At 43.0% G+C, this 24,421-nt stretch carries 17 protein-coding genes and 2 tRNA genes; 10 read left to right on the top strand and 9 right to left on the bottom strand.

What is annotated here, in order from left to right; all coding sequences use genetic code 11:
- The first annotated feature begins 24 nt into the window (after positions 1-24).
- From I2I04_RS02480 to I2I04_RS02470, 3 genes are all read left to right on the top strand, one after another.
- The gene (locus I2I04_RS02480; protein ID WP_195654204.1) at positions 25-807 is read left to right on the top strand and encodes a HipA family kinase; all 783 of its coding nucleotides are present in this window, start codon (positions 25-27) and stop codon (positions 805-807) included.
- Entirely contained in the window at positions 785-1,168 is a 384-nt protein-coding gene (locus I2I04_RS02475; RefSeq protein ID WP_004316036.1) for a DUF3037 domain-containing protein, read from the top strand. The genes I2I04_RS02480 and I2I04_RS02475 overlap by 23 nt, the downstream gene beginning before the upstream one ends.
- A gap of 320 nt (positions 1,169-1,488) precedes the next feature.
- Positions 1,489-2,331 carry an aldo/keto reductase gene (locus I2I04_RS02470; protein ID WP_195654203.1) on the top strand — a complete coding sequence of 281 codons (843 nt, stop codon included), beginning with the start codon at positions 1,489-1,491 and terminating at the stop codon, positions 2,329-2,331.
- A gap of 116 nt (positions 2,332-2,447) precedes the next feature.
- Here I2I04_RS02470 and I2I04_RS02465 read toward each other — a convergent pair whose 3' ends face one another.
- Positions 2,448-4,400 (bottom strand): glycoside hydrolase family 97 protein, encoded by a 1,953-nt coding sequence (locus tag I2I04_RS02465; RefSeq protein WP_195654202.1) that lies wholly within the window; start codon positions 4,398-4,400, stop codon positions 2,448-2,450.
- A 70-nt stretch (positions 4,401-4,470) separates the two neighbouring features.
- Positions 4,471-5,352 carry an AraC family transcriptional regulator gene (locus tag I2I04_RS02460; protein ID WP_195654201.1) on the bottom strand — a complete coding sequence of 294 codons (882 nt, stop codon included), beginning with the start codon at positions 5,350-5,352 and terminating at the stop codon, positions 4,471-4,473.
- A gap of 120 nt (positions 5,353-5,472) precedes the next feature.
- Here I2I04_RS02460 and I2I04_RS02455 point away from each other — a divergent pair, with 120 nt between their 5' ends.
- From I2I04_RS02455 to I2I04_RS02445, 3 genes are all read left to right on the top strand, one after another.
- Positions 5,473-6,288 carry an SDR family oxidoreductase gene (locus I2I04_RS02455; RefSeq protein ID WP_143257258.1) on the top strand — a complete coding sequence of 272 codons (816 nt, stop codon included), beginning with the start codon at positions 5,473-5,475 and terminating at the stop codon, positions 6,286-6,288.
- A gap of 34 nt (positions 6,289-6,322) precedes the next feature.
- Positions 6,323-7,510 (top strand): mannonate dehydratase, encoded by a 1,188-nt coding sequence (uxuA, locus tag I2I04_RS02450; protein ID WP_143257257.1) that lies wholly within the window; start codon positions 6,323-6,325, stop codon positions 7,508-7,510.
- 77 nt (positions 7,511-7,587) lie between these two features.
- Entirely contained in the window at positions 7,588-8,433 is an 846-nt protein-coding gene (locus I2I04_RS02445; protein ID WP_195654200.1) for a pilus assembly protein N-terminal domain-containing protein, read from the top strand.
- Between the two features lie 211 nt (positions 8,434-8,644).
- Here the strand turns inward: I2I04_RS02445 and I2I04_RS02440 are convergent, their stop codons facing one another.
- The 5 genes from I2I04_RS02440 to I2I04_RS02420 form a co-directional block, all read right to left on the bottom strand.
- Positions 8,645-9,019: a hypothetical protein gene (locus I2I04_RS02440; protein ID WP_143257255.1), complete on the bottom strand. Its 375-nt coding sequence runs from the start codon at positions 9,017-9,019 to the stop codon at positions 8,645-8,647.
- Between the two features lie 315 nt (positions 9,020-9,334).
- Complete coding sequence (locus I2I04_RS02435; RefSeq protein WP_195654199.1) at positions 9,335-11,701, bottom strand: hypothetical protein; 2,367 nt, start codon at positions 11,699-11,701, stop codon at positions 9,335-9,337.
- A gap of 3 nt (positions 11,702-11,704) precedes the next feature.
- Positions 11,705-13,759, bottom strand: coding sequence for a carboxypeptidase-like regulatory domain-containing protein (locus I2I04_RS02430; protein WP_195654198.1), 2,055 nt, complete (start codon positions 13,757-13,759; stop codon positions 11,705-11,707).
- A gap of 31 nt (positions 13,760-13,790) precedes the next feature.
- On the bottom strand, positions 13,791-14,336 hold the full coding sequence (locus tag I2I04_RS02425; RefSeq protein ID WP_195654314.1) for a DUF3575 domain-containing protein: 546 nt from the start codon (positions 14,334-14,336) through the stop codon (positions 13,791-13,793).
- Positions 14,337-14,516: 180 nt separating this feature from the next.
- Positions 14,517-17,273: a heparinase II/III family protein gene (locus I2I04_RS02420; protein WP_195654197.1), complete on the bottom strand. Its 2,757-nt coding sequence runs from the start codon at positions 17,271-17,273 to the stop codon at positions 14,517-14,519.
- A gap of 160 nt (positions 17,274-17,433) precedes the next feature.
- Here I2I04_RS02420 and nuoF point away from each other — a divergent pair, with 160 nt between their 5' ends.
- From nuoF to nuoE, 3 genes are read left to right on the top strand one after another with little or no spacing between them, the layout of a single operon-like run.
- Entirely contained in the window at positions 17,434-19,341 is a 1,908-nt protein-coding gene (nuoF, locus tag I2I04_RS02415) for an NADH-quinone oxidoreductase subunit NuoF (protein ID WP_195654196.1), read from the top strand.
- Between the two features lie 11 nt (positions 19,342-19,352).
- A complete protein-coding gene (locus tag I2I04_RS02410) occupies positions 19,353-21,119 on the top strand; it encodes an NADH-dependent [FeFe] hydrogenase, group A6 (RefSeq protein ID WP_143257251.1) in 1,767 nt (588 codons plus the stop codon).
- Between the two features lie 19 nt (positions 21,120-21,138).
- Positions 21,139-21,615 carry an NADH-quinone oxidoreductase subunit NuoE gene (nuoE, locus tag I2I04_RS02405; RefSeq protein WP_143257250.1) on the top strand — a complete coding sequence of 159 codons (477 nt, stop codon included), beginning with the start codon at positions 21,139-21,141 and terminating at the stop codon, positions 21,613-21,615.
- Positions 21,616-21,697: 82 nt separating this feature from the next.
- Here nuoE and I2I04_RS02400 read toward each other — a convergent pair.
- Both I2I04_RS02400 and I2I04_RS02395 read right to left on the bottom strand, forming a co-directional pair.
- Positions 21,698-21,785, bottom strand: a tRNA-Ser gene (locus I2I04_RS02400).
- A 78-nt stretch (positions 21,786-21,863) separates the two neighbouring features.
- Positions 21,864-21,948, bottom strand: a tRNA-Ser gene (locus I2I04_RS02395).
- Positions 21,949-22,187: 239 nt separating this feature from the next.
- Here I2I04_RS02395 and pflB point away from each other — a divergent pair.
- On the top strand, positions 22,188-24,416 hold the full coding sequence (gene pflB, locus I2I04_RS02390) for a formate C-acetyltransferase (RefSeq protein ID WP_004305839.1): 2,229 nt from the start codon (positions 22,188-22,190) through the stop codon (positions 24,414-24,416).
- Positions 24,417-24,421: the final 5 nt, after the last annotated feature.

The following is a 24,421-nucleotide window of genomic DNA, read 5'->3' as shown; positions in this document are numbered from 1 at the left end:
TTCTCAATTTAAGAAAGGAGTGATATGGATTTACGTACAGCAAATGTAACAAGATATATTCTTCCCTTGCGGGAAGGAGGGTCATTGCCGGCTTTGGCTGAAGCGGATGATGAATTCAAATATGTCGTAAAATTCAGAGGAGCAGGACATGGGACTAAAGCCCTTATTGCCGAATTGATAGGGGGAGAAATAGCCCGTACACTGGGATTCAGAGTTCCGGAGATTATATTTTTGAATCTGGATGAGGCTTTCGGGCGGACGGAAGCGGACGAAGAAATACAGGATTTACTGCAATGGAGCCGTGGGTTGAACATGGGTCTGCATTTCCTGTCCGGTTCATTGACGTTCGACCCTGTTGCGCATAAGGTGGACGGTAAAACTGCTTCGCAAATTGTATGGCTGGATGCATTATTGACCAATGTAGACCGTACAATCAAGAATACGAATATGCTGATGTGGCATAAAGAATTGTGGTTAATCGATCATGGAGCTTCCCTTTATTTCCATCATTCGTGGACGAATTGGCAGAAACACGCACTTAGTCCGTTCGTACAAATAAAAGATCATGTACTATTGCCGTTTGCCGATCAGCTGGAAGAAGTAGACGCAACATTCAAACAACTACTTACCGATGACAAGATACGGGAGATAGTCAATGCCGTCCCTGACGACTGGCTGAACTGGACGGAAGGACAGGAAACTCCGCAAGACTTGAGAGATGTTTATATTCAATTTTTAGAAGAAAGGATCAAGCATTCCGAAATATTTGTAAATGAAGCGCAAAATGCAAGAAAGGCACTTATATGAATACGCAGTTATCCGTTTCGTTCCTAAAGTAGAACGTGAGGAATTTATTAATGTAGGTATTGTACTGTTTTCCAAACGGTGCAAATATCTCAAATCTCTTTATACAATAGATGAAAACAAATTGAAACTGTTCTCTTCCGAATTGGACATCAACTGTCTGATAGAAGGTCTGAAAGTCTTCGACAAGATTTGTCAGGGAAATAAAGAAGGAGGAGTTATTGCCAATATGGATATTCCGGACCGCTTCCGGTGGCTGACTGCGGTAAAAAGCTCCTGTATTCAAGTGTCCCGTCCTCATCCGGGATTCTCTACAGATTTAGATAATACTTTAGAAAGGTTGTTCAAGGAATTAGTTCTTTAATTTCTTGAATAACCTTTCCACTCAATGAATGAGTAGTGATATATTTACATCAATAGATGCCAACAAAGCAACAAGAGAATATTATTCATAATGATTCTTTTAATTGATTTAACTCCATATAGCATGAATATGGAGAACAAAATACTCCTCAAAAGACTATATATTAAAGACTAAATTCCAAAGATAGAGCTATCCGTAAAAATGGTAGTAAAACCTGTAATCTATATAAGAACAGATTAGTTTCTACAAACTAACTTTGCATACAGAGAATAAGGATCATGCAATCAGTGGAATATGACTTTAATTAAATATACTCGATTATGGAAAAAGTAAAGTTGAACAATGGCATTGAAATGCCTATTTTAGGTTATGGTGTTTATCAGGTTACACCTGAAGAATGTGAACGTTGTGTATCAGATGCAATCAGTGTGGGTTATCGTTCTATTGATACGGCACAAGCCTATCATAACGAAGAAGGTGTTGGAAATGCAATCAGCAAATGCGGCGTACCGCGTGGGGAACTGTTCATCACTACAAAAGTATGGATTTCAAATGCCGGTTACGAAAAGGCTAAAGCTTCTATTGATGAATCACTTCGTAAATTAAAGAGTGATTATATAGACTTACTGCTCATTCATCAGCCATTCGGTGATTATTATGGAACTTACCGGGCTATGGAAGAAGCATATAAGGCTGGTAAACTCCGTGCGATCGGTGTCAGCAACTTCTATCCAGACCGCTTTATAGACTTGGCTGAATTCTGTGAAATCACTCCTGCCATCAATCAGGTAGAGACACACGTTTTCAACCAACAGATAAAGTTGCAGGAAGTAATGAAAGAATATGGTACTAAAATTATGTCATGGGGACCGTTTGCTGAAGGACGAAACGACTTCTTCACCAATCCGACTCTCCAGAAAATCGGTAAAGAATATGGCAAATCAGTGGCACAGGTCGCACTGCGTTATCTGATTCAACGCGATATTATCGTGATTCCGAAATCGACTCATAAAGAACGTATGATTGAGAATTTCAATGTTTTCGATTTTTCGTTAACACCGGACGATATGGCGGCTATCGCTGCGCTTGACACAGCTAAAACGCTCTTTTTCTCCCACTATGATCCGGAGATGGTGAAGTGGTTGATTAATTATAGTAAATAAGAAAATGAAATCCCCTTTAATCCTTGTTATGACTTTCGACGAATGAAAGACAGGATTAAAGGGGATATTTCTTATTATTACACTTATCATAGTGTATTTATCAATAAACAGCTAATTTATTTTTCCAGTGGAGTGAAATGCAATGCGGCTCCGCCACTTGCTTTTAGCTTCAAAACAAGCTTATCTCCGGCTTTTATCTTCTTGTGAGTACTGCGTACTTTCGTTCGTGTATTCAGCTTGTCATCATCTTCGTACAGGTGAAGCATATACTTCTTATCCGGTTCCAGAAAATCCGTAGTCAATGTAATTGCGCGGGCTTCCGTATTCGTCATTGCTCCTACAAACCAGTCATTCCCCGAACGACGTGCTTGAACGATATATTCACCAATTTCTCCATCTAACACGCGGCTGTCATCCCATACACTCGGAATTGCTTTCCAAAATTCCAGTTCTTCTTCTCCCTGGTAGAATTCCGGTCTGTCATACCAAAACATAAATTGCAAAGGACTGTAATACACAGCTGCCATCGCCAACTGATGTGCTTTCGTATTCTTCACCCGATTATTGAAATAGCAAAGCGTATAGTCTCCTGCACCTGCCAGATAGCGGGTGAAAGGAAGAGTCGTATTGTGTGTGGCATCCGGCATTTCTTCATTTCCACGAATACCTTCCTGCGTCATCAGGTTAGGATAAGTACGGCTGAAACCTGTCGGACGATATTCGTCATGAATATCTACCATCAGACCATATTCTCCACATTTACGAACTGCATCATGCAGCCAGGTACTCCAACGCTGATTACCTATCTGTACAAAACCGAACTTGATACCTTTCAATCCCCATTTTTTATACAAAGGCAACAGAGTATCCAACTGCTGCACTAATGCACGCTGATTGACATACACCATAAGTCCGATTCCTTTCGATTCGGCATATTTACACAAATCGGGTATATCAAGGTCTTTATCAGGAGAAACAGTAGTAGCATCCGAACTCATTTTCATTTCCGGTCCGTACCATCCTGCATCCATGTGCACATACTGAATACCACGTTCTGCCGCAAAGTCAATGGCTGCTTTTACTCTATCTTGTTTCAAGTCGCCCGAACGGAATACTTTCCCGGGTTTGATCCAAGAAGTATCAGCCAGTTTGCAAGCCGGATTCAGATTCAAGACAATATCATTATTGTTAATTAAATCGACCGGACGTTCGCCAACCATGATTACACGCCACGGAGTACTGTAAGGAGATATAATATCGACACTACTATACAGGCTTGTCTCCAAAGTGGAAGGTTTCTCTGCCGATAAACGGAATTTACCACGAACATAATCCACCATTTCCGCTTCCAACAAAGCTACAGATAATCCATCAGGCAGTTTCAAGGTCAAAGGACGCTCACTCTCCTCTTTGCCCCATCCTTCCAACGGACGAAGTTCATAAGGTCCTTGCGCCCAACGTTCATAATACGCCATCGTTCCTTCAGGCATTGTGAAGCTAGTCTGCTCACCGACGATATGCAAGAAAAGCCCGTTTGTCATTTCCGGAAAATGATAGCGGAAAGCAACTCCTTCATTATAGGCGCGAACTATGATATTCATAAAGTAATTCTTACGCTTATCGTAACCACCGTCCTGATTGCCATTTCCTTCTCCCTTCTTGAGTTTCAAAGTCATCTCATTGTAGCAATCACGTACTTCCGCACGTTCGCCATATACAGGCTTCCATCTCTCGTCCGTTTTTTGATGTTCAGTCTCTGTCAACTTCAGATTCTCACACCAAAAATGACAAGTATCATTCGGTATACCTAACGCCGATTCAAATAACTGATTATCAATCAGAACACCCAGTTTACTTTCTTCAATCACCGGACGATTCTTATAAGTCAAGGTATAATACATTTGTGTATTATCCTCTCCCACCGCACGTTGATAAAAGGTAAAACGATAAGCTCCATCAGGAGACGTCAGTTCCTGACGGGTTTCTGTCATCACATCTTGCGCTTTTACCAATGCCGGTATCACCAACAACAAAAGCAAAATTCTTTTCTTCATTCTATTTACGTTCATGTTTATTCATCTTTCCTATTATATACGAACGAGGAAGAAATTATACTCAAATGTTTATTGCCTGAAAAGCTTATTCCATCTGCTCTCTATATAAAGTCGGTGTCATTCCTGTCACCCTTTTAAAAATGCGGTTAAAATGTACAGGCGATTCAAATCCGCAAGTAGCACTGATTTGAGATATATTCATCATACTACTATTCAATAGTTTACAAGCATATCCGATACGCATATCAAGTACATACTCTTTAAATGTCTTTCCTGTGTTTTCTTTAAAGTATCGGCAGAAAGCGGCAGGGTTCATCGCTGTATAAGAAGCAATTTCATCCAGACCTATAGACTCGGTATAATGTTTATTCAAATAGGCAATCACCTTTTCCATTCTTTCATTACGCATAATCGAAGGGGACGGAGTATAATGAGAAGTAGTCAGATATTTCTTATGATTACTGGTAGCCATCATCTGTAGAAGTGAAAGCAACAGGATGATTTGATCTGCTCCTTTGGCAGAAGGAATTTGTTCCAATAACTTGATGATTTTCCCCGAACGGGTAATTGTGAATTTAATTCCTCTGCAAGCATCCTCCAATAAATTCCTGATAGGAATAAACTGGGAGTATTGAGAAATAGAATAATGCATAAAGTCTTTCTCAAACTGAATATTCACTCCTTTTACTTTCAGTTCGGATTTTTCTTCATTATCAGATTCTTCCCCGTCGTCCGGTGGACTTTGCATACTATGAGGCAGTTCGGAACCGAAAAGAATCAAATCACCTTTTGAATAGGAGATAATGCTGTCACCCACCAGACAATCCCCCTCTCCCTTCTCCACATAAATAATTTCATACTCACTATGAAAATGCCACGGATACGTGAAACGTGGATATTCATAAAAGCGGGCACGGACGGGATTAGAAGTCGTAATAGTCAACTTCTCATTCATTATCTTCTTCATAAATCTCCTTTCTAAACTGCTTTTGCAAAGATAGGTAAATATCTTGCAAAAATACGCATCATAGCATGTATAAAAACCCGCTATTTTTGCATCCATTCATAAAAACATTTGATAGAAAACATGAACGAATTATTTAGTATTGCCGGTAAAGTTGCTGTTATTACCGGAGCAGGTGGTGTACTGGGCGGAAATATTGCCCAACACTTTGTACAGCAGGGAGCAAAAGTTGTAGCTATTGACATTCGTCAGGAACAACTGGACAATCGCGTAGCAGAACTGAAACAATATGGAGAAGATGTTATCGGTATCATCGGTAACGTACTGGATATTGACAGCCTTGAAAAGGTAGCGGAAGAAATCGTCGCCAAATGGGGACAGATTGATATTCTATTGAACATTGCCGGTGGAAATATGCCGGGAGCCACTCTCGAACCGGATCAGCACTTCTATGATATGGACATCTCTTGTTGGGAAAAAGTAACTAATCTGAATATGAACGGTACGGTTTATCCGTCTATGATATTCGGCAAGGTAATGGCAAAACAAAAGAAAGGATGCATCATCAATGTATCTTCTATGGCTGCTTACAGCGCTATCACCCGTGTGCCGGGTTACTCGGCTGCTAAAACGGCGGTAGCCAACTTCACCCAATGGCTGGCAAGCGAAATGGCACTGAAATATGGTGATGGCATTCGTGTAAATGCTATCGCTCCGGGATTCTTTATCGGCGACCAGAACCGTCGTGTACTTATCAACCCGGATGGTTCATTGACCGACAGAAGTAAAAAGGTATTAGCCAAAACTCCGATGAATCGTTTCGGTGACATCAAAGAATTGAATGGTGCCGTACAATTCCTGTGCAGTGAAGCCGCCAGTTTCGTAACCGGAGCTATGTTGCCTATCGATGGTGGTTTCAGCGCATTCAGCGGCGTTTAATTTTAATCTCTCATTTTTAATTTATTCAAACGCTATGATGGAAAAAACATGGAGATGGTTCGGCAAGAAAGATAAAATCACCTTGCCGATGCTCCGTCAGATAGGTGTTGAAGGAATCGTCACCGCATTACATGACGTACCGAACGGAGAAATTTGGACAGTAGAAGCAATCAACGATTTGAAGTCGTATATTGAATCGTATGGATTGCGTTGGTCGGTCGTAGAAAGCCTTCCGGTTTGTGAGGCCATCAAGTATGCAGGTACAGAACGTGAGCAGTTGATTGAAAACTATAAAGTAAGTCTTGCTAACCTGGGTAAATGCGGAGTAAAAACTGTCTGTTACAACTTCATGCCGGTAATCGACTGGATACGCACGGATTTACAGCACCCTTGGCCGGATGGTACCAGTTCGCTTTACTACGACCGTATTCGTTTCGCTTACTTCGACATCAAAATACTGGAACGTGAAGGAGCTGAAAAAGACTACACGGAAGAAGAGCTGCATAAAGTTGCCGAACTGGACAAAGTAATTACAGAGACCGAAAAGGATGATTTGATTGATACCATTATCGTCAAGACACAAGGATTTGTGAACGGCAATATCAAAGAAGGAGATAAAAATCCGGTTGCCATATTCAAACGTCTATTAGGTTTATATAAAGAAATAGATCGGGACGCTTTGCGAGCAAATATGTGTTACTTCCTTTCAGCAATTATGCCTGTATGCGATGAATATGGTATCAATATGTGTGTACACCCGGATGATCCTCCATTCCAGGTTCTCGGCCTACCCCGTATTGTCACCAATGAAGAAGATATAGCTTGGTTCCTGAATGCCGTAGACAATCCGCATAATGGTTTGACTTTCTGTGCAGGTTCCCTTAGCGCAGGCACACACAATGACACTCGTGAATTGGCGAAAAAGTTTGCAGGAAGAACCCATTTCGTTCATCTGCGCAGTACAGAGGCCATGCCGGGCGGAAACTTCATCGAAAGTTCTCATCTATCAGGAAGAGGACATCTGATTGATCTCATCCGCATTTTTGAAAATGAGAATCCGGGACTCCCTATGCGTGTGGATCACGGACGAATGATGCTGGGAGATGAAGATAAAGGTTACAATGCCGGTTATTCTTTCCATGGACGTATGCTGGCTTTAGCGCAGGTAGAAGGAATGATGGCTGTAGTGGATGATGAGAAACAGCGTAAAATAAAGTTTTAGCCTTATTTTTCATCAATATACTTTGAAATACAGGAAAGGAGCTTTACTTTTGTGAAGAAATAAAAAAGAAGAATATTATGAAAGCAAAAACTACAAGGCTCTGTCTACTATTTATTCTACTATGCTCCCTTCCTGTATTTTATTCATGCAGCGACGAAGCTGACGATTTTTACCTGTTTGAATACTGGGAAGTGATGCTCAATCCAGAACCTCCTATTAGTGAAGCCAGTTTGTCAATCACGGGAGGAACAAAGTTGGGAATTAAGGGTGGCGTAGCTCCTTATACAGCGGAAATAGCCGATGGGCAAATAGCAACAGCTTATGTAGACGAGAATAATGATATTCGGATCAGCTCTCTAAAACTGGGCAGCACGGCATTGATGGTAAAAGACGCTGATGGAAGAATCATAAAAATAGGGCTAAAGGTCGTTAACGGCAAACAATCTTTTTCAGTAAATTCAGTGGAAGCAAGAATCATAGGAATAGATGAAAGCCTGTTGAATGAACAACAAAAAGAAAAACTAGAAGCGGTAATAGAAAAGATAAAGGATGAAGCAGATATACAAGCTACAGGAGGAATAGCTTTCTCTTATGACCAAAAAAGTAGTGGTAAAGTGACAATTGTTACCGGTAAAGAAAATACTCCGGAAATAGAAGGAAGTTTCTCCCGCTCCACATCAGAGTCAGGCACTACATTCCAAATTACAATCAATGGTAAAGAGTATGACTGCAAATTTAAACTTCCCGAACGTCCCGATACTTCAAAGAGTATCACCACACGAGACCTTGGTCCAATTCCTTATTGGTTAGTGGAAGATGTGACTGAAGATTACAAATCAGATGTGACAGGCCTATTCGGAATAAACGCCACCTCCCTGAAAATAGAACGCATTTATATAGGTTCATTCACTCCTTTACGATAGGTTGTAAAACGCCAAATCTTTTCGCAAACACTACAATCTAATATGAAGTAATGATTTTCCTACGTAGAAACTAGAGTTTCCAGCTATAGACTGAAGTTTCTTAATACAAAATCTAACCGTCACAACAATAAAAAAGGGGATGCCGTTACATTGGGCGACTCCCCTGTTCTTAATATTTGCATGGATGAAAGCTTTCATCCGGAAAGATTCATTATTTGTTTTCCTGAGATACTTGGAAATCCGGTATACGTTTTACATTCGCCCCTTTCATCACACCTCTTTTGATAGCTTCATTCGTATCGGTGATTTCTTTCTTCACACGTTTATAGTATTCTTTTGTCAAGCCTTTCTCGATCGCTTCCGATTCTGTTACAGCCCACAAATACTGATAATCCATCAACATCAGATCTGGAGCAACAATTTTAAAGAAAATACTATCTCCCTCAAACTTCTCACGCAAATCACCTAAATAAATTGTATCTGCCGGATTCACTTCTTGAGTATTTGCGTTCCCTTTCGAACTACTACCTCCACAAGAAGCCAACAACAAACTTCCAACCAATGAAATAAAAACTAATACTTTCATATAATATCAATTAAAAATTAAAGATTAAAATTTAAAAGTCTGCGATACTATACCCATTAGACAGACTATAGAATATAGCAAATTGTTGCAAAAGTAATAAATTATATTACAGTCTGACTTTTTTCATCATTCTTTTTTCATGCTCTTCTACATACCGCTTAAGTTACATCCCAAACGTCTCTTTATAACCCGGATAATCACGCTTTAGTCTCGTACAAATTAATCCCACATAACCGGACAATAGATTCATTTTCTTCATTGTTTAGTAGGATTCAAGATTGTACAACCCTCTTATATTTGAATTTCCGATAAGCTTTATTCGAAAGTAGGCATCTTAAACCGGTATAAAAATCCTCCCATCATAGATGCGACACGATCAGGTCTGCCTTGTTTGATCCCGTCATAAGTATCTGTACGGATACCGACTTTAGGTTCGGCATACAGATACAAAGAAGATGCTACTCTTAATTTAAACTGTACACCGGCATCCAGTCCCGGCACCGCTTTGAATTCTCCTTTACGACGTACCAAACCAGCGGTAACTCCCACAAAAGGAACAACATCTATCACATGATCGGGACTATACCCTTTTGCGAGGGTAGCCAGGCTCATCATATAATCCATACCTAAACCGGCATAATGGAGATTCATTTTTGATGGTGTTTTTGCTTTGTACATAATCGTTCCGTTTACCCGCCATGCAGATAACGGAGTGTACCATTTACCAATACTCCCTTTAGCTTCTACCCCCATATTCTTAATCAGTTCTTTATTAGCTACTAACAGACTGCCTACGCCCAATGCTCCGGAGACGAAGTAACGTTTGTCATCCTTACTAAATTCACTACGATTGGCTACTTTTGAATAAGGAACAAAACGATAATGCAATCCGGCATTGATAGCCACCATTACATCTTTTTGCATAAAGCCCAAATTGCCTTCGATGAATTTATCTCCATACAGTCGAACCTGTGGCTCAATATACAGACCTAGAAAATCATTCACGTGCCATAGCCCCTGTATGCCTGCGTTAACACCCGGTTGGAATTGGTGATCTGATTTGGAAGTATAAGCAAGGTTGACACCCACCGAACCGATTAATTCAAAGATACGGTCGGGATTGTATCCGCTCATGGTGGAAGTCACATTCCACAGATAGTCAAGACCTCCACTGACACTGACATGTCTAAGCTTGCTGCCTTCCACATTGCCAGGAACTACATAATTGGTAAAAAAGCCTCCCGTACCTACCAGACGCAGACCGGAATAAGGACTAAACCATTTACCTATGGAAGCAGAGACTTGCGGTCCCCATGAACTAACTTTCTCAAGATTGGTTTTATTCAAGAACAGTTGCATACCGATTCCCGAAGTCATAAATACATTATCTCCTATATGGTTACTTGAAAATTGGTTCTTCGGACGGGCAGCACGATCAATGGTATGGTAAGTCAACCCAACATTCAATTCTCCAAGTTGATCGGTATTTCCACCGACTCCACAGCCGCCTGCATACCTCTTATGATAAACGTTGAGACGAGGTTCTACAAACAAATCAACAGAACGATTGAGACGGAAACTTCCTTGTACACCTACTCCTACACCCGGAGCGTACTTGGCTGTTTTTTCAACTCCTTTTGTTCCTGACAAATTCACACCGGCAATACCCATCAAAGTAAATAACCTGTCCTCGTCATATCCCCAAAGAATGTTATTGATATTCAACATATAGTCTGCATGTAAATCTACATGTTTGAAGTAGCCGCTCTCACTGCCGGAAGGAGTATCACAAAGCCCCACCGTCCCGGACAAACGTAAACCGGAAGAGCGACTGAACCATTTACCGATTCCGGCAGAGAACTGGGGTCCCAATCCCTTAACCGTATTCTTAATTCCCGGAACCTTCAACGTACTGATACCACCGGATAAAGAGATGAACATATGATTCAGGAACGAACTGTTATCGAAATCGTCAAAATGAACCTTAGTACCCATCGGAGCAGCAGGCATATAGGTGAGACCTACCAGAACCGAACCTCCCATCTTATAGTTTCTCCAACTTTCCGTATGCGCGAAACCGTCATTATACCATCCGATCCGCGGCTCTATAAATAAATCCAATGTAGGAGCAAGACGCACATTTCCCTGTAAACCGAAATGAGCACCGTAGTAAAGATCGCTCCCCCCTTTCAGCCCCGGATAATTACCGGCACGTTCACTATTATCATTGACCTTCGAATAACCAGCCTCTATCCCTGCGATACCCAACAATTCAAAACGCCGGTGTTCATCATAACCAAATGCAAGAGAAGACATATTCAACATATAATCCAAGCTACCTCCGCCTATCTTTATCTTAGAAGTATATATCTTTGACGGTAAATACCCCATATTCACACCCAACCGAAGGCCATGAACGGGAGTGATCCATTTTCCCATAAAAAGATGAGCCATCATTCCCGGTCCATCCTGACTGCTTCCGCTTGTCAACAAGCTATATGGCCCTATTCCGGCAGAGAAAAAAAGATGTTCATTGAATTTGTTGCTTTCAAATTTCTCATAGGCAGGTCTCTTTTGCAACATATACTTCAATGCACCGTAATCTTGTGCCTGCAAGGTGACAGCAAGCATCATGAATGATACCACCGCCACATATTTATTTTTGATTTTGAGGATATTCATCGTTTACTCTTTCGTTGTATTATCGTTCTTTATTTTTTGCTCTTCGGGCAACAAGTCAATAATGTCACCATCAACTCTCGCAGTCTCCAATAAGGAAGGATCAAGCTCCAAAGCTTTCTCAATACTCATAATAGCATCACCCACTTTCTCCATACGATTGGCAGCAATCGCTTTTATATAATATTCGCGGGCTGTCTTCACCTCCATTGCCGAGATTTTATCCCAGGCCTCCTGATTCTTCTTCATTGCCAGCAACATTACTATTTCGTTGAAAGGACTGGTAGCCGCCACTTTTTCAAAAGCATCATTATAATAGCCGGCCATTGCCTGAACAATAGCTAATAAGTCGCCAGATACAGTCTCTTCCGGAACTAAAGTCAATACGGAATCGGCTTTCGTATATTTTCCTTCGTGCAGCAAAGCTATGGCTTGGTTAGATAATAATTCGGAAGGTGCTGACTTGCTGACGAAAGGTTCAAGAATTCTCGAATCCGGTGCCTCTTTCTGTATAGTTGCTACCGCCAGTTCATTGGCTGCATACGTAAAGTTATCATAGATTTCAAGTGCTTCTCTGCAATATTTCTCTTTTTCATTCAGGTCCTTTGCAGTTGCAATCATACGGTAAAACTCAAACCGGGTCAGTTCGTGCGGATTCTTCTTATAGAGTTGTCTGATTTCCTCGTCCGTCAGAGAACGGAAAATGGAATATCCGTATGTGTATTGCACTTTTCTTAATTTGGGCAGATACATTTCGGCTATCTCTTTATAGAAAGGTTTCGTTTTCAACGCATGATTCAATCGGTACGGAGTAGCCTCATATTGTTTGATTAACTCTTCCACACTTTTGGCCAAATCTTGTTTTGAGTCTTTTTTCAGCAACTGCACCACTTCTTTCCAGGAAGCAACCGATGCATCAGATTTTACTTCCAAAAGTTTACGTGTTCCGGGATCTAATTGCGACAAGATACGTTCCAATGCTTTATCCGTACGTAACTTGGCCAGTTTTAAATTCGACTCATAAGAGCCGTCCGGTGAAGCAACGCCCGTTATATGGAAGCTCTTTAAAGAAGCATCCGGATTCGTTTCAATGCTACGCAATTCCTGATTCAAACGATTCAGCTCCACTTGATTCCGTGGATTTTTATCATCCAGATTGGCTTTACCTACAACGAATGTCAGATTCACTTCTCCTTTAGTGTCCCTCAACTGCATCACTGGTTTCGGAAGGTATTTCTCATCCGTCAGATTGAAAGCGGAAAATTTATATTCCAAGAAACGTAGCGGATTGACTGTTCCCCGTGCAATGGAGAAAGAATCACGATAAATTATATTCCGATAATTCTCCATGGCAAGATGCACATCCGCCCGGTAATCATGTTGCAGGTACTCTATATAAATCGAATCATGGTAAGCTATGATGTCTCCTTTGCGGGAAGAAGTTGTTTTTACCTGAATATATTCATGCAAAGGATCTTTTTCTATCTCATAATCGTACATCCGGCGTTGTGTTGTATTGTACGTGCCTCCGTCGAAAACCACAGGACGCATCAACAGTCGTCTCTTTAATGTCACATCATAAATGGAAGGTTGCAATACCAGGCGGCGATGCGAATTAAACATTTCCTTCGGCACCGGGACACGGGTTTTCAGATGGAAATAGTTTCCTTTGATTTCAATGTCCGTAGGTTCGGGAACCACTTTATCCTTTATCTTGGAAGTAATCGTTACTTCATCCAATTCGATCACAGCATCTCTCAATACGAGATTGAGAATCTGTTTTCCATCCACTTTCACCGTCTTATCCTCATAACCGACACACGTAAACTTCAATGAACCGTTTTTCTCAACCAATACACTGTATCGGCCATCTTCGTCGGACATTTCTATACGTTCATCATTTGCAGGATTCAATACATTCACATTCGGGACACTTTTGCCTTGCGGATTGGTGATGTGTCCCTGTACGCGGATACGTTGCGCAGATACACTCATGCAAGATACCAGCATCACCATGCCAAGTATTCCCATTAATCTATCACGTTTTAAATTGACTTTCATTCTTTTTTCGGCTAACTAATGTTCGTTCTATTCATCGGATAATATAAACAAAGGACACTCCCAGTTTAACAGGCGCAATAGTAGTCTTGCTATCATTGACTACTTCCGGTTTTGGAGTACCCTTATCATACTTAAACTGACGGTAACGCATCACACCTATTCCGGCTGTTGCCTCGATGTTCCAATGCTCTCCGAGAACCCATGCATATCCATAGGTCAAACCGGCAGCATATGCATCTCCTTTGTGATACACATCCTTTACCATCATATTAAAATTATTCACGAAAGCGGTGACGCCAAGAAAACGGCTCACCATCGGACGATTTAGCCAATAACGTACTTCCGGCTGAAAATGCGTGAAAGTCGTTTTAAAATTGTCTGTACTGATCGGATTCCCAGCTACTCCCATATTTAAGGAGACATGGCGACCCAAAATAAACTCCGCTTCGATATTCGGACTAGCTGTCAGCCATCCCAATGCATTTGTTTTGACAGCTACACGTTGCGCATGTACATGTACACCGCAAGATAATAACAGAAATGATAGCACAACCCCTAGCCTGCAACCATTCCGCATTACATACATCATAATTTATTTCCCACTAAATATTTCCCACTAATACTTACCCATAAAAAGGGCTTTCTGTCTGTTTCTCTTAAGCATCAGACAGAAAGCCGCAAATTTAGAAAAAATATGGCATTTAAAACGTTTGAATACGTTTTTTTATTGCTTTTTTTTCATTCAGAATCATTTTAATCAGACAGATAATAACGTAAGTTGCGATGTTATTCCTGATTTTATCTTCTTGCCATTAATAACCACTGTACAAGGAACAGAAGAAAGAATATGCCATTTTCCCTGTTTCTTTTCGAGTAACACATTGCCTGCCTGATCCGTATAGACCGTAACTCCGGGTGCAACAAGTTGTGTTCCGTTCCCCAGAAATAAAGTCCGGTTTCCTGCATATTCATTGCTGACAATTGCATAGTCTGCTTTTACTTTCATTCCTTGATAAGTGGCGGTCTGCGTAGCATCAGACAAGGAAAAGATATGGTCTGTACGCCCATTTTTGCTTTTCACACAGATACCGGCAAAGTCTTTCAAAACAGTTTCTTCCGCATCAAAATAAGATACAGACTGAATGGCAGACGGCTCTTTCTTCGTACTCGGCTCATAGACTGCGACAAAAGGACGAGTCCATGCTTCTCCATGCTGACGGGCCACGAAAGTCAATGTCGGTTGTTCTTTTATATTATATGGCATATTGGGTGTACGACTTAAACCTTCGGTCATCGGTGACAAGGCAGTGAAAACTTCACGATCCGGTTCTCCTTTCATCCAGAGATTCATAACTATATCATCCCCACCTTTATCTTTCATGTCAATGGTAAAGGTCGCTTTTACATCTTTATCGGTAGCCGCAACTTTCTTGTCATATAAATAAGAATAACCATACAGATGTGCTCCTGCAAAAGCGAGTTCTTCTGTCGGTTGAAGATTCAGATCTGTGCCATCAACTGCTGCCAATGTCATAGTCTGTCCGAGGTTATGATAGAAATAATCATGCATCTTATCTCCTCCCTGCTCTTTCCGGCTCCGGAATACATCTACATAATATCCTGTCTCGGGTCCGGTGGTAACAATGCTCATCATCCGGGTCTGATCCGCCCTGCTTTCCGGTTCACGAAAATAGACATTGCTATAAGTCACGGAAGTAAACTCCTTTCCCGGTTCCGCCGAAGCAGGAAAACAGGAAAGCAAGTCAAAAGAATGATTGCTTTTCATGACCGGATAGCTTGATATTCCATCTACACAAACTGTATTATGACTTGGAAATTGAGAATAATATTCGGCATAATCCAGACCGCTATACAAGGTCAATCCGATACCAGCATCCGGTCCAAGCACATATCCTTTTCCATAAAGTTCCATGGAAATGCCGTTGGCGTGCATGTGATTTCCTTCACTGGCATTCAGAGAAATCATCAGGCTATGACGCGGATGCATTCCGTTCCGCTGCACCAGCCATGACACATTGGGAGCATAGAATAAAGGAGAAACATAGTCCTCTATCTTCCCTGCTTTCACTTTCGGATTCAGACTTAACGGTTTATCTTCAAAGAAAGAATTGACAGATACACGCACATTATTCTTCTCCCCCTTTTCATTATCAATTTCGGGATTCAAGCATTTCAGCAAAGCAGTGAAGTAGTTCTCCTGTTCCGTCTTACCGTTTGCCTGCGCATTCTGTATCATGCGGATAAAGAAGTTCGTATTCAAATAGCTTGGATGTGTATCTCCAAAGCCACAAATCATCCGGTTGGGAAAAAGATATTGCGGAGTGGCTGCCACAGCTTTCGACAGTACAGGCATAGCCTTTACCAAATCATATTTCAAATTGTTATCAAACTGATTGGCAAAATTAGCATAATCATTGATTACCACACTGCTATATCCCGGACACTCTGCCCAGATACCTGTTTTTGAATCAAAACCATAATCGGCAAGACGAGTCAGACTCCATTGACGGATACTGGAACGGTTCAACACATAATCAATATAATATTCACGTCCTTTTCCATCTGCATACTCTTTATTATCTTCAAGCACCAGTCCCACATTCATGATATATCGTGCCTGCAATAAATCCCAGTTATTATGAGGGACTCCATTCGCTATGATGTTATCCGCCCATTTCTTGAATGCACCGGCATAGATATCCATCTTTTCCGGATAATTGGTCTTCAGGTAATTATAAAGAAAATCATACAAGGGAACAACGATATGCAGTGCGTCTTCGTGAATCACTTCAAAAGAAGTCAAACCTACCAATGTCTGTTGATGACCATGATTCAGATCAATAGGAACATTTCTGTAATAAATTCCGGTCATATACGTATCAAACACACCGGCAGCCAGTTTCGCGAATTTTTCCTCATCTGTCATCCAATAGAGGAAAGCTGCATCACAAGCTATTCCCAGAATTTCCCGGTTCAGACTTTCGATATTCCGTCCCGTTTTTGACGGATGTACACTTTCCAAAGGACGTTCCGGCAATGCATTATTGCAAAAAGTCACATTTCCGTTTTCATCGTCGTCATAAGGTACTACATCTGCCAGTTGGGGACGGCCATGAGTAGCAGCCGTTCCACGTGTTCCTGTATAACGGACAGTCGGATAAGGAGCTTTTTCACCTCCGGCATGATCGTAAGTCTCGCCTTTCACATATACCTCGGTTGCATGAGATTTCCAATACATGGCCAGACGGGATAACAACCATGCCGGTTGAACATCCGTCAAATTAGTATATACTTCGGTTCGCTCCTTCAATTTATTGAATACGTTTTTCGCCCATTTCTCTTTTTTAATCAACTCCCACGTTTCCTGCTTTCCATCCGGCGTGGTCAACACTCTCGGATGCTCTTGCGGCATTTTCTCCGGTAACGGAATTTCCTGTCCGGATACATTATTTAATAAGCAAAGAAGACAGAGTCCCAGTAAAATTTGTCTCATACGTTAAATTTCTTTTTTAGGTTTACTACCTATTAAATACGAAAATAGAGAATTATTTACCTAATTACCTTCATAAAGAGCTATTTTATTTGCTCAAAAACTGCATTTATTCGAACAAAGAGCTATATTTGCAAAAAACCGACTAACAATTCTGATACTTATGAAAATTTTATCTATCCATGATTTGGCAACAATCAGGAAGAGAGCAGAGCACAATCTTTCATTGCGCGAAGAAAGTAATGAAAAGGTGACTGAAAAGTGTTACGGACTGGCATCCGGCGCACAACATCTTCAGATTCTGATCTGCGGTGGTACAGGCTGTAAGGCATCTTCCAGCCAGGGCATTACAGATAATCTTCTAGAAGCCATCCAAAAGAACGAAATCACCGACAAAGTAGAAGTCATCACCGTAGGCTGTTTCGGCTTCTGTGAAAAAGGTCCTATCGTGAAAATTATCCCCGATAATACCTTTTACACCCAAGTCACTCCCGAAGATGCGGAAGAAATCATCAACGAGCATATCATCGGAGGACGAAGAATCGGACGGTTGCTGTATGTAGATCCTAAAACGGAACATACCGTCAGCGACTCCAAGCACATGGATTTCTACCGGAAACAACTCCGCATCGCATTGCGTAACTGCGGTTTTATCGATCCCGAAAATATTGAAGAGTATATCGCCCGTGAAGGATACTTTGCATTGGCCGATTGTCTGCTTAACAAACAGCCGACGGACGTTATTGATATTATCAAACGTTCGGGACTTCGCGGACGTGGCGGTGGCGGTTTCCCGACGGGGCTGAAATGGGAATTTGCCAACAAACAAGAGTCAGATGTCAAATACGTGGTTTGTAACGCTGATGAAGGAGATCCCGGTGCATTCATGGATCGTTCCATTATGGAGGGAGACCCACATTCGATTGTAGAAGCGATGTGTGTCTGCGGTTATTCCATCGGTTCCACCAAAGGACTGGTATATATCCGTGCGGAATATCCGCTAGCCATCAACCGACTGAAGACAGCGATCAATCAGGCACGCGAATACGGACTATTGGGGGAACATATCTTAGGGACAGATTTCAGTTTCGACATAGAAATACGTTACGGAGCCGGAGCTTTTGTCTGCGGAGAAGAAACTGCCCTTATTCATTCGATGGAAGGAAAACGGGGGGAACCGACTCTGAAACCTCCCTTCCCTGCCGAATCCGGTTATCTGGGAAAACCAACCAATGTGAATAATGTGGAAACACTTGCCAATATTCCCATTATCCTGACCAAAGGAGCCGACTGGTTTGCAACGATTGGCACAGAACGTTCCAAAGGAACCAAAGTGTTTGCTCTTGCAGGAAAGATTAATAATGTCGGGCTGATCGAAGTGCCGATGGGAACCACTCTTCGGGAAGTAATCTACGAAATCGGAGGAGGCATCAAAGGCGGAAAGAAATTCAAAGCTGTACAAACAGGAGGGCCGTCAGGCGGCTGTCTGACAGAAAAACATCTGGATACTCCCATTGACTTTGACAACCTTCTCTCCGCCGGTTCCATGATGGGGTCCGGAGGAATGATCGTAATGGACGAAGACGACTGCATGGTATCCGTAGCCCGCTTTTATCTGGATTTTACAGTGGAAGAGTCCTGCGGGAAATGCACACCTTGCCGCATTGGAAACAAACGTCTGCTGGAACTACTGAACAAAATTACGGAAGGAAGAGGCACAGAAAAAGACCTGGACACACTTGCCACTTTGGGACAAGTCATCAAAGATACTGCTCTCTGCGGACTGGGACAAACCTCTCCGAATCCTGTTTTATCCACATTGGATAACTTCTACGATGAATATATGGAACACGTGCGGGATAAGACTTGTCGCGCCAAGCAATGTAAATCACTATTAACGTATACCATCAGTCCAGAACGTTGCATTGGCTGTCATCTATGCGCCAAAAACTGTCCGGCGGATGCTATCAGCGGGCTAGTACGCAAACCACATGTCATTGCCCCCGATAAATGTATCAAGTGCGGCATGTGTATGGCACGCTGCAAATTCAACGCTATTCTTGTCTGCTAAAATTGATTACTATGGAAGATAAACAAATCACCCTTCAGATAGACGGTCATTTTATCACCGTTCCCGAGGGAAGTACCATCCTTGAAGCCGCCACGAAAATCGGCATCAACATACCGACCCTGTGTCACATCGACCTGAAAGGCACCTGCATAAAGAACAATCCTGCTTCCTGCCGCATCTGCGTGGTCGAGGTAATAGGACGCCGCAATCTGGCTCCTGCCTGCGCTACCCGTTGCACGGAAGGAATGGTAGTGAAAACCAGTACGCTACGTGTGATGAACGCACGCAAAGTGGTAGCCGAACTTATCCTGTCGGATCATCCCAACGACTGTCTCACCTGCCCCAAATGTGGCAATTGCGAACTTCAGACATTAGCGCTACGCTTTAATATCCGCGAAATGCCTTTCAATGGAGGCGAGCTCTCTCCCCGCAAACGGGAAATCACTGCTTCCATCGTCCGCAACATGGATAAATGTATTTTCTGCCGCCGCTGCGAAAGTGTCTGCAATGATGTTCAGACAGTCGGTGCGCTCAGTGCCATCCGTCGCGGATTCAACACGACGATAGCCCCTGCCTTTGATAAAATGATGACGGAAAGTGAATGTACTTATTGCGGACAATGCGTAGCTGTCTGTCCGGTAGGCGCACTGACCGAACGCGATTATACGAACCGTCTGCTCGATGACTTAGCCGACCCGGATAAAGTGGTGATTGTGCAAACAGCCCCTGCCGTACGTGCTGCCTTGGGTGAAGAATTTGGTTTTCCTCCCGGCACACTGGTAACCGGAAAAATGGTTTATGCCCTGCGTGAACTGGGATTCGACTACGTATTTGATACTGACTTTGCCGCCGACCTCACCATTATGGAAGAAGGATCGGAGATACTGAACCGTCTGACGCGCTATCTCAACGGAGATAAGTCCGTACGGTTACCTATCCTGACTTCCTGCTGTCCGGCATGGGTAAACTTCTTCGAACATCACTTCCCGGATATGCTGGACATTCCATCCACCGCCCGTTCACCGCAACAGATGTTCGGTTCTATCGCCAAATCTTATTGGGCAGAAAAAATGGGAATTCCCAGAGAAAAGCTGGTAGTCGTATCGATCATGCCCTGTCTGGCAAAGAAGTACGAGTGTGCCCGCGATGAATTTAAAGTGAACGGTATTCCTGACGTAGATTATTCTATTTCCACCCGCGAACTGGCACGACTGATTAAACGAGCCAATATCGGTTTCCCGCTGGTATTGGACAGCCCGTTTGACAATCCGATGGGTGAGTCGACCGGTGCCGGCGTTATCTTCGGTACGACAGGTGGTGTAATGGAAGCCGCCCTCCGTTCTGTTTATGAAATTTATACCGGAGAACCTCTGAAAAATGTGAATTTTGAACAAGTACGCGGACTTAGCGGTGTCCGGCGTGCTACCATCAACCTAAACGGATTTGAATTAAAAGTAGGCATCGCACACGGACTAGGCAACGCCCGCCATCTACTGGAAGATATACGGAACGGGCACAACGAATATCATGTAATCGAAATTATGGCTTGCCCCGGAGGCTGTATCGGAGGGGGCGGACAACCGTTGCATCACGGCAACTCGGAAATATTGTATGCACGCGCCAACGCCCTCTACCGCGAAGACGCCAACAAACCTTTGCGCAAATCACACGAAAATCCGTACATCAAGACCTTGTACGAAGAATATCTCGGCAAACCGCTGGGTGAAAAATCGGAAACGCTCCTGCATACACATTATTTCAACAAAGCGATTGATTAACTTTTAAACCAAAAGGATTATGTCAGAAATAAAATTAGCCTGCGATGTGGCAGAACAAGTCCGAACGATTTGCGACAAGCACGGAAACAACCCAGGCGAACTAATCAATATTTTGCACGAAGCGCAACACCTGCACGGCTACCTGCCCGAAGAGATGCAACGCATCATCGCTTCCAAACTAAGAATCCCCGTATCGAAAGTATACGGAGTGGTCACCTTCTATACCTTCTTCACCATGACCCCGAAAGGAAAACATCCCATCTCCGTCTGCATGGGTACGGCATGTTACGTGCGCGGCTCCGAGAAGTTGCTCGAAGAATTCAAACGCGTACTAGGCATCGAAGTCGGCGAAACTACACCGGATGGAAAATTCTCATTGGACTGCCTGCGCTGCGTAGGTGCCTGCGGACTGGCTCCGGTGGTAATGATTGGCGAGAAAGTGTACGGAAGATTGCAACCGATAGATGTGAAGAAGATTATCGAGGAGTTGGAATAAATGTCCGGAATAAAAAAGTGGCTGCCTTGATTTTTCAAAGCAGCCACTTTCAAACATTTTCTAAACAAAAAAACAAAAAAAGCGGAGAGAACGAGATTCGAACTCGTGATACCCTTTAGGGGTATACACGCTTTCCAGGCGTGCCTCTTCAACCACTCGAGCACCTCTCCTTATTTTCCAATAAAGAAACAGACAATGGAAATATATTTTCCACAAAAGAAATAGCAGCTTAAAAGCTGCTATCCTAGCGGAGAGACAGGGATTCGAACCCCGGGTACCTCGCAGTACAACGGTTTTCAAGACCGCCGCAATCGACCACTCTGCCACCTCTCCAAAACTTCCTTTTCAGAAGTGCTTTTCGTTAAAAGCGGTGCAAAGGTACGAATATATTTTAAACTTACAAGAGTTTTCACAAAAAAATCACGAATATCATTTCCAAAGAATAGCAATATCTAGGTATTTTATGTTGAAAAGCATAAAATGGAGCATATTTATGCTGATTATATGAAAAAACGTTGTAACTTTGTGCGCTCTAAAGAAAAGGATAACTACAACCTCTAATTTTATCATTTATGGAATTAAATAAGATCTTTAAAGACGGTCTCTGGAGCACAGAAATCAACGTAAGAGATTTCGTTAGTCACAACATCACTCCGTATTATGGAGATGCTTCTTTTCTCGAAGGACCTACCGAACGCACAAAAGCTGTATGGAATCGCTGCCTCGAAGCACTGGCAGAAGAAAGAGCCAATAACGGAGTACGCTCACTGGATAATGTCACCGTCTCAACCATCACTTCTCATAAAGCCGGATATATCGACAAAGAAAACGAACTGATCGTCGGTCTGCAAACAGATGAACTTCTGAAACGTGCAATCAAACCTTTCGGAGGTATCAACGTGGTGAGCAAAGCCTGCCACGAAAACGGTGTGGAAGTAGACGACCGCGTAAAAGATATCTTCACTCACTACCGCAAAACTCACAATGACGGAGTATTTGACGTATACACCGAAGAAATCCGTTCGTTCCGTTCTCTGGGATTCCTCACCGGACTTCCTGACAACTATGCCCGCGGACGTATCATCGGCGACTACCGCCGTATGGCTCTTTACGGTATCGACCGACTGATTGAAGCTAAAAAAGAAGATTTGCGTAACCTTACCGGTCCGATGACCGAAGCCCGCATCCGCCTGCGCGAAGAAGTGGCAGAGCAAATCAAGGCACTGAAGGACATGAAGGTAATGGGCGAATACTACGGACTCGACTTGAGCCGTCCTGCCTACACCGCACAAGAAGCAGTACAATGGGTGTACATGGCTTACCTTGCTGCCGTAAAAGAACAAGACGGTGCTGCCATGTCACTGGGTAACGTTTCTTCGTTCCTCGACATTTATATGGAATATGAATTGAGCAAAGGAACCATCACAGAATCTTTCGCACAGGAGCTGATCGACCAGTTTGTCATCAAACTGCGTATGGTGCGCCACCTGCGTATGCAATCTTACAACGATATCTTTGCCGGCGACCCGACATGGGTAACCGAATCTCTGGGCGGACGCCTCAACGACGGACGCACCAAGGTGACAAAGACTTCTTTCCGCTTCCTGCAAACACTCTACAACCTCGGCCCTTCACCGGAACCGAACCTGACTGTACTGTGGAGCCCGGAACTGCCGGAAGGATTCAAAGAATTCTGCGCAAAAGTATCCATCGACACTTCTTCCATCCAATATGAAAACGACGACCTGATGCGTGAAGTACGCCAGTCTGACGACTACGGAATCGCCTGCTGCGTATCTTATCAGGAAATCGGAAAACAAATCCAGTTCTTCGGCGCACGTTGCAACCTGGCAAAAGCCCTGTTGCTTGCCATCAACGGCGGACGTTGCGAAAACACCGGTACGGTAATGGTGAAAAACATCCCCGTACTGACAAGTGATGTCCTCAACTTCGAAGAAGTAATGAGCAACTACAAGAAGGTATTGACGGAAATCGCCCGTGTTTACAACGAAGCGATGAACATCATCCATTATATGCATGATAAGTATTACTACGAAAAAGCCCAAATGGCTCTTGTAGATACCAACCCACGCATCAATCTTGCTTACGGTGTAGCCGGACTTTCTATCGCCCTCGATTCACTGTCGGCCATCAAATATGCCAAAGTGACTGCACGCCGCAACGACATCGGTCTGACAGAAGGTTTCGATATTCAAGGTGAGTTCCCTTGCTTCGGTAATGACAACGACAAGGTAGACCACCTGGGTGTTGACCTGGTCTATTTCTTCAGCGAAGAATTGAAGAAACTTCCGGTTTACAAAAATGCCCGTCCTACTCTGTCTTTGCTCACCATCACTTCCAACGTGATGTATGGCAAGAAGACAGGTGCTACTCCCGACGGACGCGCCAAAGGTGTCGCTTTTGCTCCGGGAGCCAACCCGATGCACGGACGTGACAAGAACGGTGCTATCGCCTCTTTGAGCTCCGTAGCGAAATTACGTTACCGCGACTCACAAGACGGTATCAGCAACACCTTCTCTATCGTTCCGAAATCACTGGGAGCTACTGAAGAAGATCGCGTAGAAAATCTGGTGACAATGATGGATGGTTACTTCACCAAAGGCGCTCACCACCTGAACGTGAACGTACTGAACCGTGAAATGCTTTACGACGCCATGGAACATCCGGAAAAATATCCGCAACTCACCATCCGTGTTTCCGGTTATGCCGTAAACTTCGTGAAGTTGAGCCGCGAACATCAATTGGAGGTTATCAGCCGTAGCTTCCACGAACGTATGTAATCAGA

Origin of the sequence: Bacteroides sp. 1001136B_160425_E2 (assembly GCF_015559655.1) — a bacterium.
In the GTDB taxonomy this organism is placed as follows: Bacteria; Bacteroidota; Bacteroidia; order Bacteroidales; family Bacteroidaceae; genus Bacteroides; species Bacteroides luhongzhouii.
Note: the sequence above shows the minus strand (reverse complement) of the source record. Positions and strands in the feature narration are given on the sequence as shown.

Coding starts and splice junctions, on each gene's coding strand:
- I2I04_RS02480 (WP_195654204.1), top strand. CDS start 25: ATGGATTTACGTACAGCAAATGTAACAAGATATATTCTTCCCTTGCGG.
- I2I04_RS02475 (WP_004316036.1), top strand. CDS start 785: ATGCAAGAAAGGCACTTATATGAATACGCAGTTATCCGTTTCGTTCCT.
- I2I04_RS02470 (WP_195654203.1), top strand. CDS start 1,489: ATGGAAAAAGTAAAGTTGAACAATGGCATTGAAATGCCTATTTTAGGT.
- I2I04_RS02465 (WP_195654202.1), bottom strand. CDS start 4,400: ATGAACGTAAATAGAATGAAGAAAAGAATTTTGCTTTTGTTGTTGGTG.
- I2I04_RS02460 (WP_195654201.1), bottom strand. CDS start 5,352: ATGAAGAAGATAATGAATGAGAAGTTGACTATTACGACTTCTAATCCC.
- I2I04_RS02455 (WP_143257258.1), top strand. CDS start 5,473: ATGAACGAATTATTTAGTATTGCCGGTAAAGTTGCTGTTATTACCGGA.
- uxuA (WP_143257257.1), top strand. CDS start 6,323: ATGATGGAAAAAACATGGAGATGGTTCGGCAAGAAAGATAAAATCACC.
- I2I04_RS02445 (WP_195654200.1), top strand. CDS start 7,588: ATGAAAGCAAAAACTACAAGGCTCTGTCTACTATTTATTCTACTATGC.
- I2I04_RS02440 (WP_143257255.1), bottom strand. CDS start 9,019: ATGAAAGTATTAGTTTTTATTTCATTGGTTGGAAGTTTGTTGTTGGCT.
- I2I04_RS02435 (WP_195654199.1), bottom strand. CDS start 11,701: ATGAATATCCTCAAAATCAAAAATAAATATGTGGCGGTGGTATCATTC.
- I2I04_RS02430 (WP_195654198.1), bottom strand. CDS start 13,759: ATGAAAGTCAATTTAAAACGTGATAGATTAATGGGAATACTTGGCATG.
- I2I04_RS02425 (WP_195654314.1), bottom strand. CDS start 14,336: ATGCGGAATGGTTGCAGGCTAGGGGTTGTGCTATCATTTCTGTTATTA.
- I2I04_RS02420 (WP_195654197.1), bottom strand. CDS start 17,273: ATGAGACAAATTTTACTGGGACTCTGTCTTCTTTGCTTATTAAATAAT.
- nuoF (WP_195654196.1), top strand. CDS start 17,434: ATGAAAATTTTATCTATCCATGATTTGGCAACAATCAGGAAGAGAGCA.
- I2I04_RS02410 (WP_143257251.1), top strand. CDS start 19,353: ATGGAAGATAAACAAATCACCCTTCAGATAGACGGTCATTTTATCACC.
- nuoE (WP_143257250.1), top strand. CDS start 21,139: ATGTCAGAAATAAAATTAGCCTGCGATGTGGCAGAACAAGTCCGAACG.
- pflB (WP_004305839.1), top strand. CDS start 22,188: ATGGAATTAAATAAGATCTTTAAAGACGGTCTCTGGAGCACAGAAATC.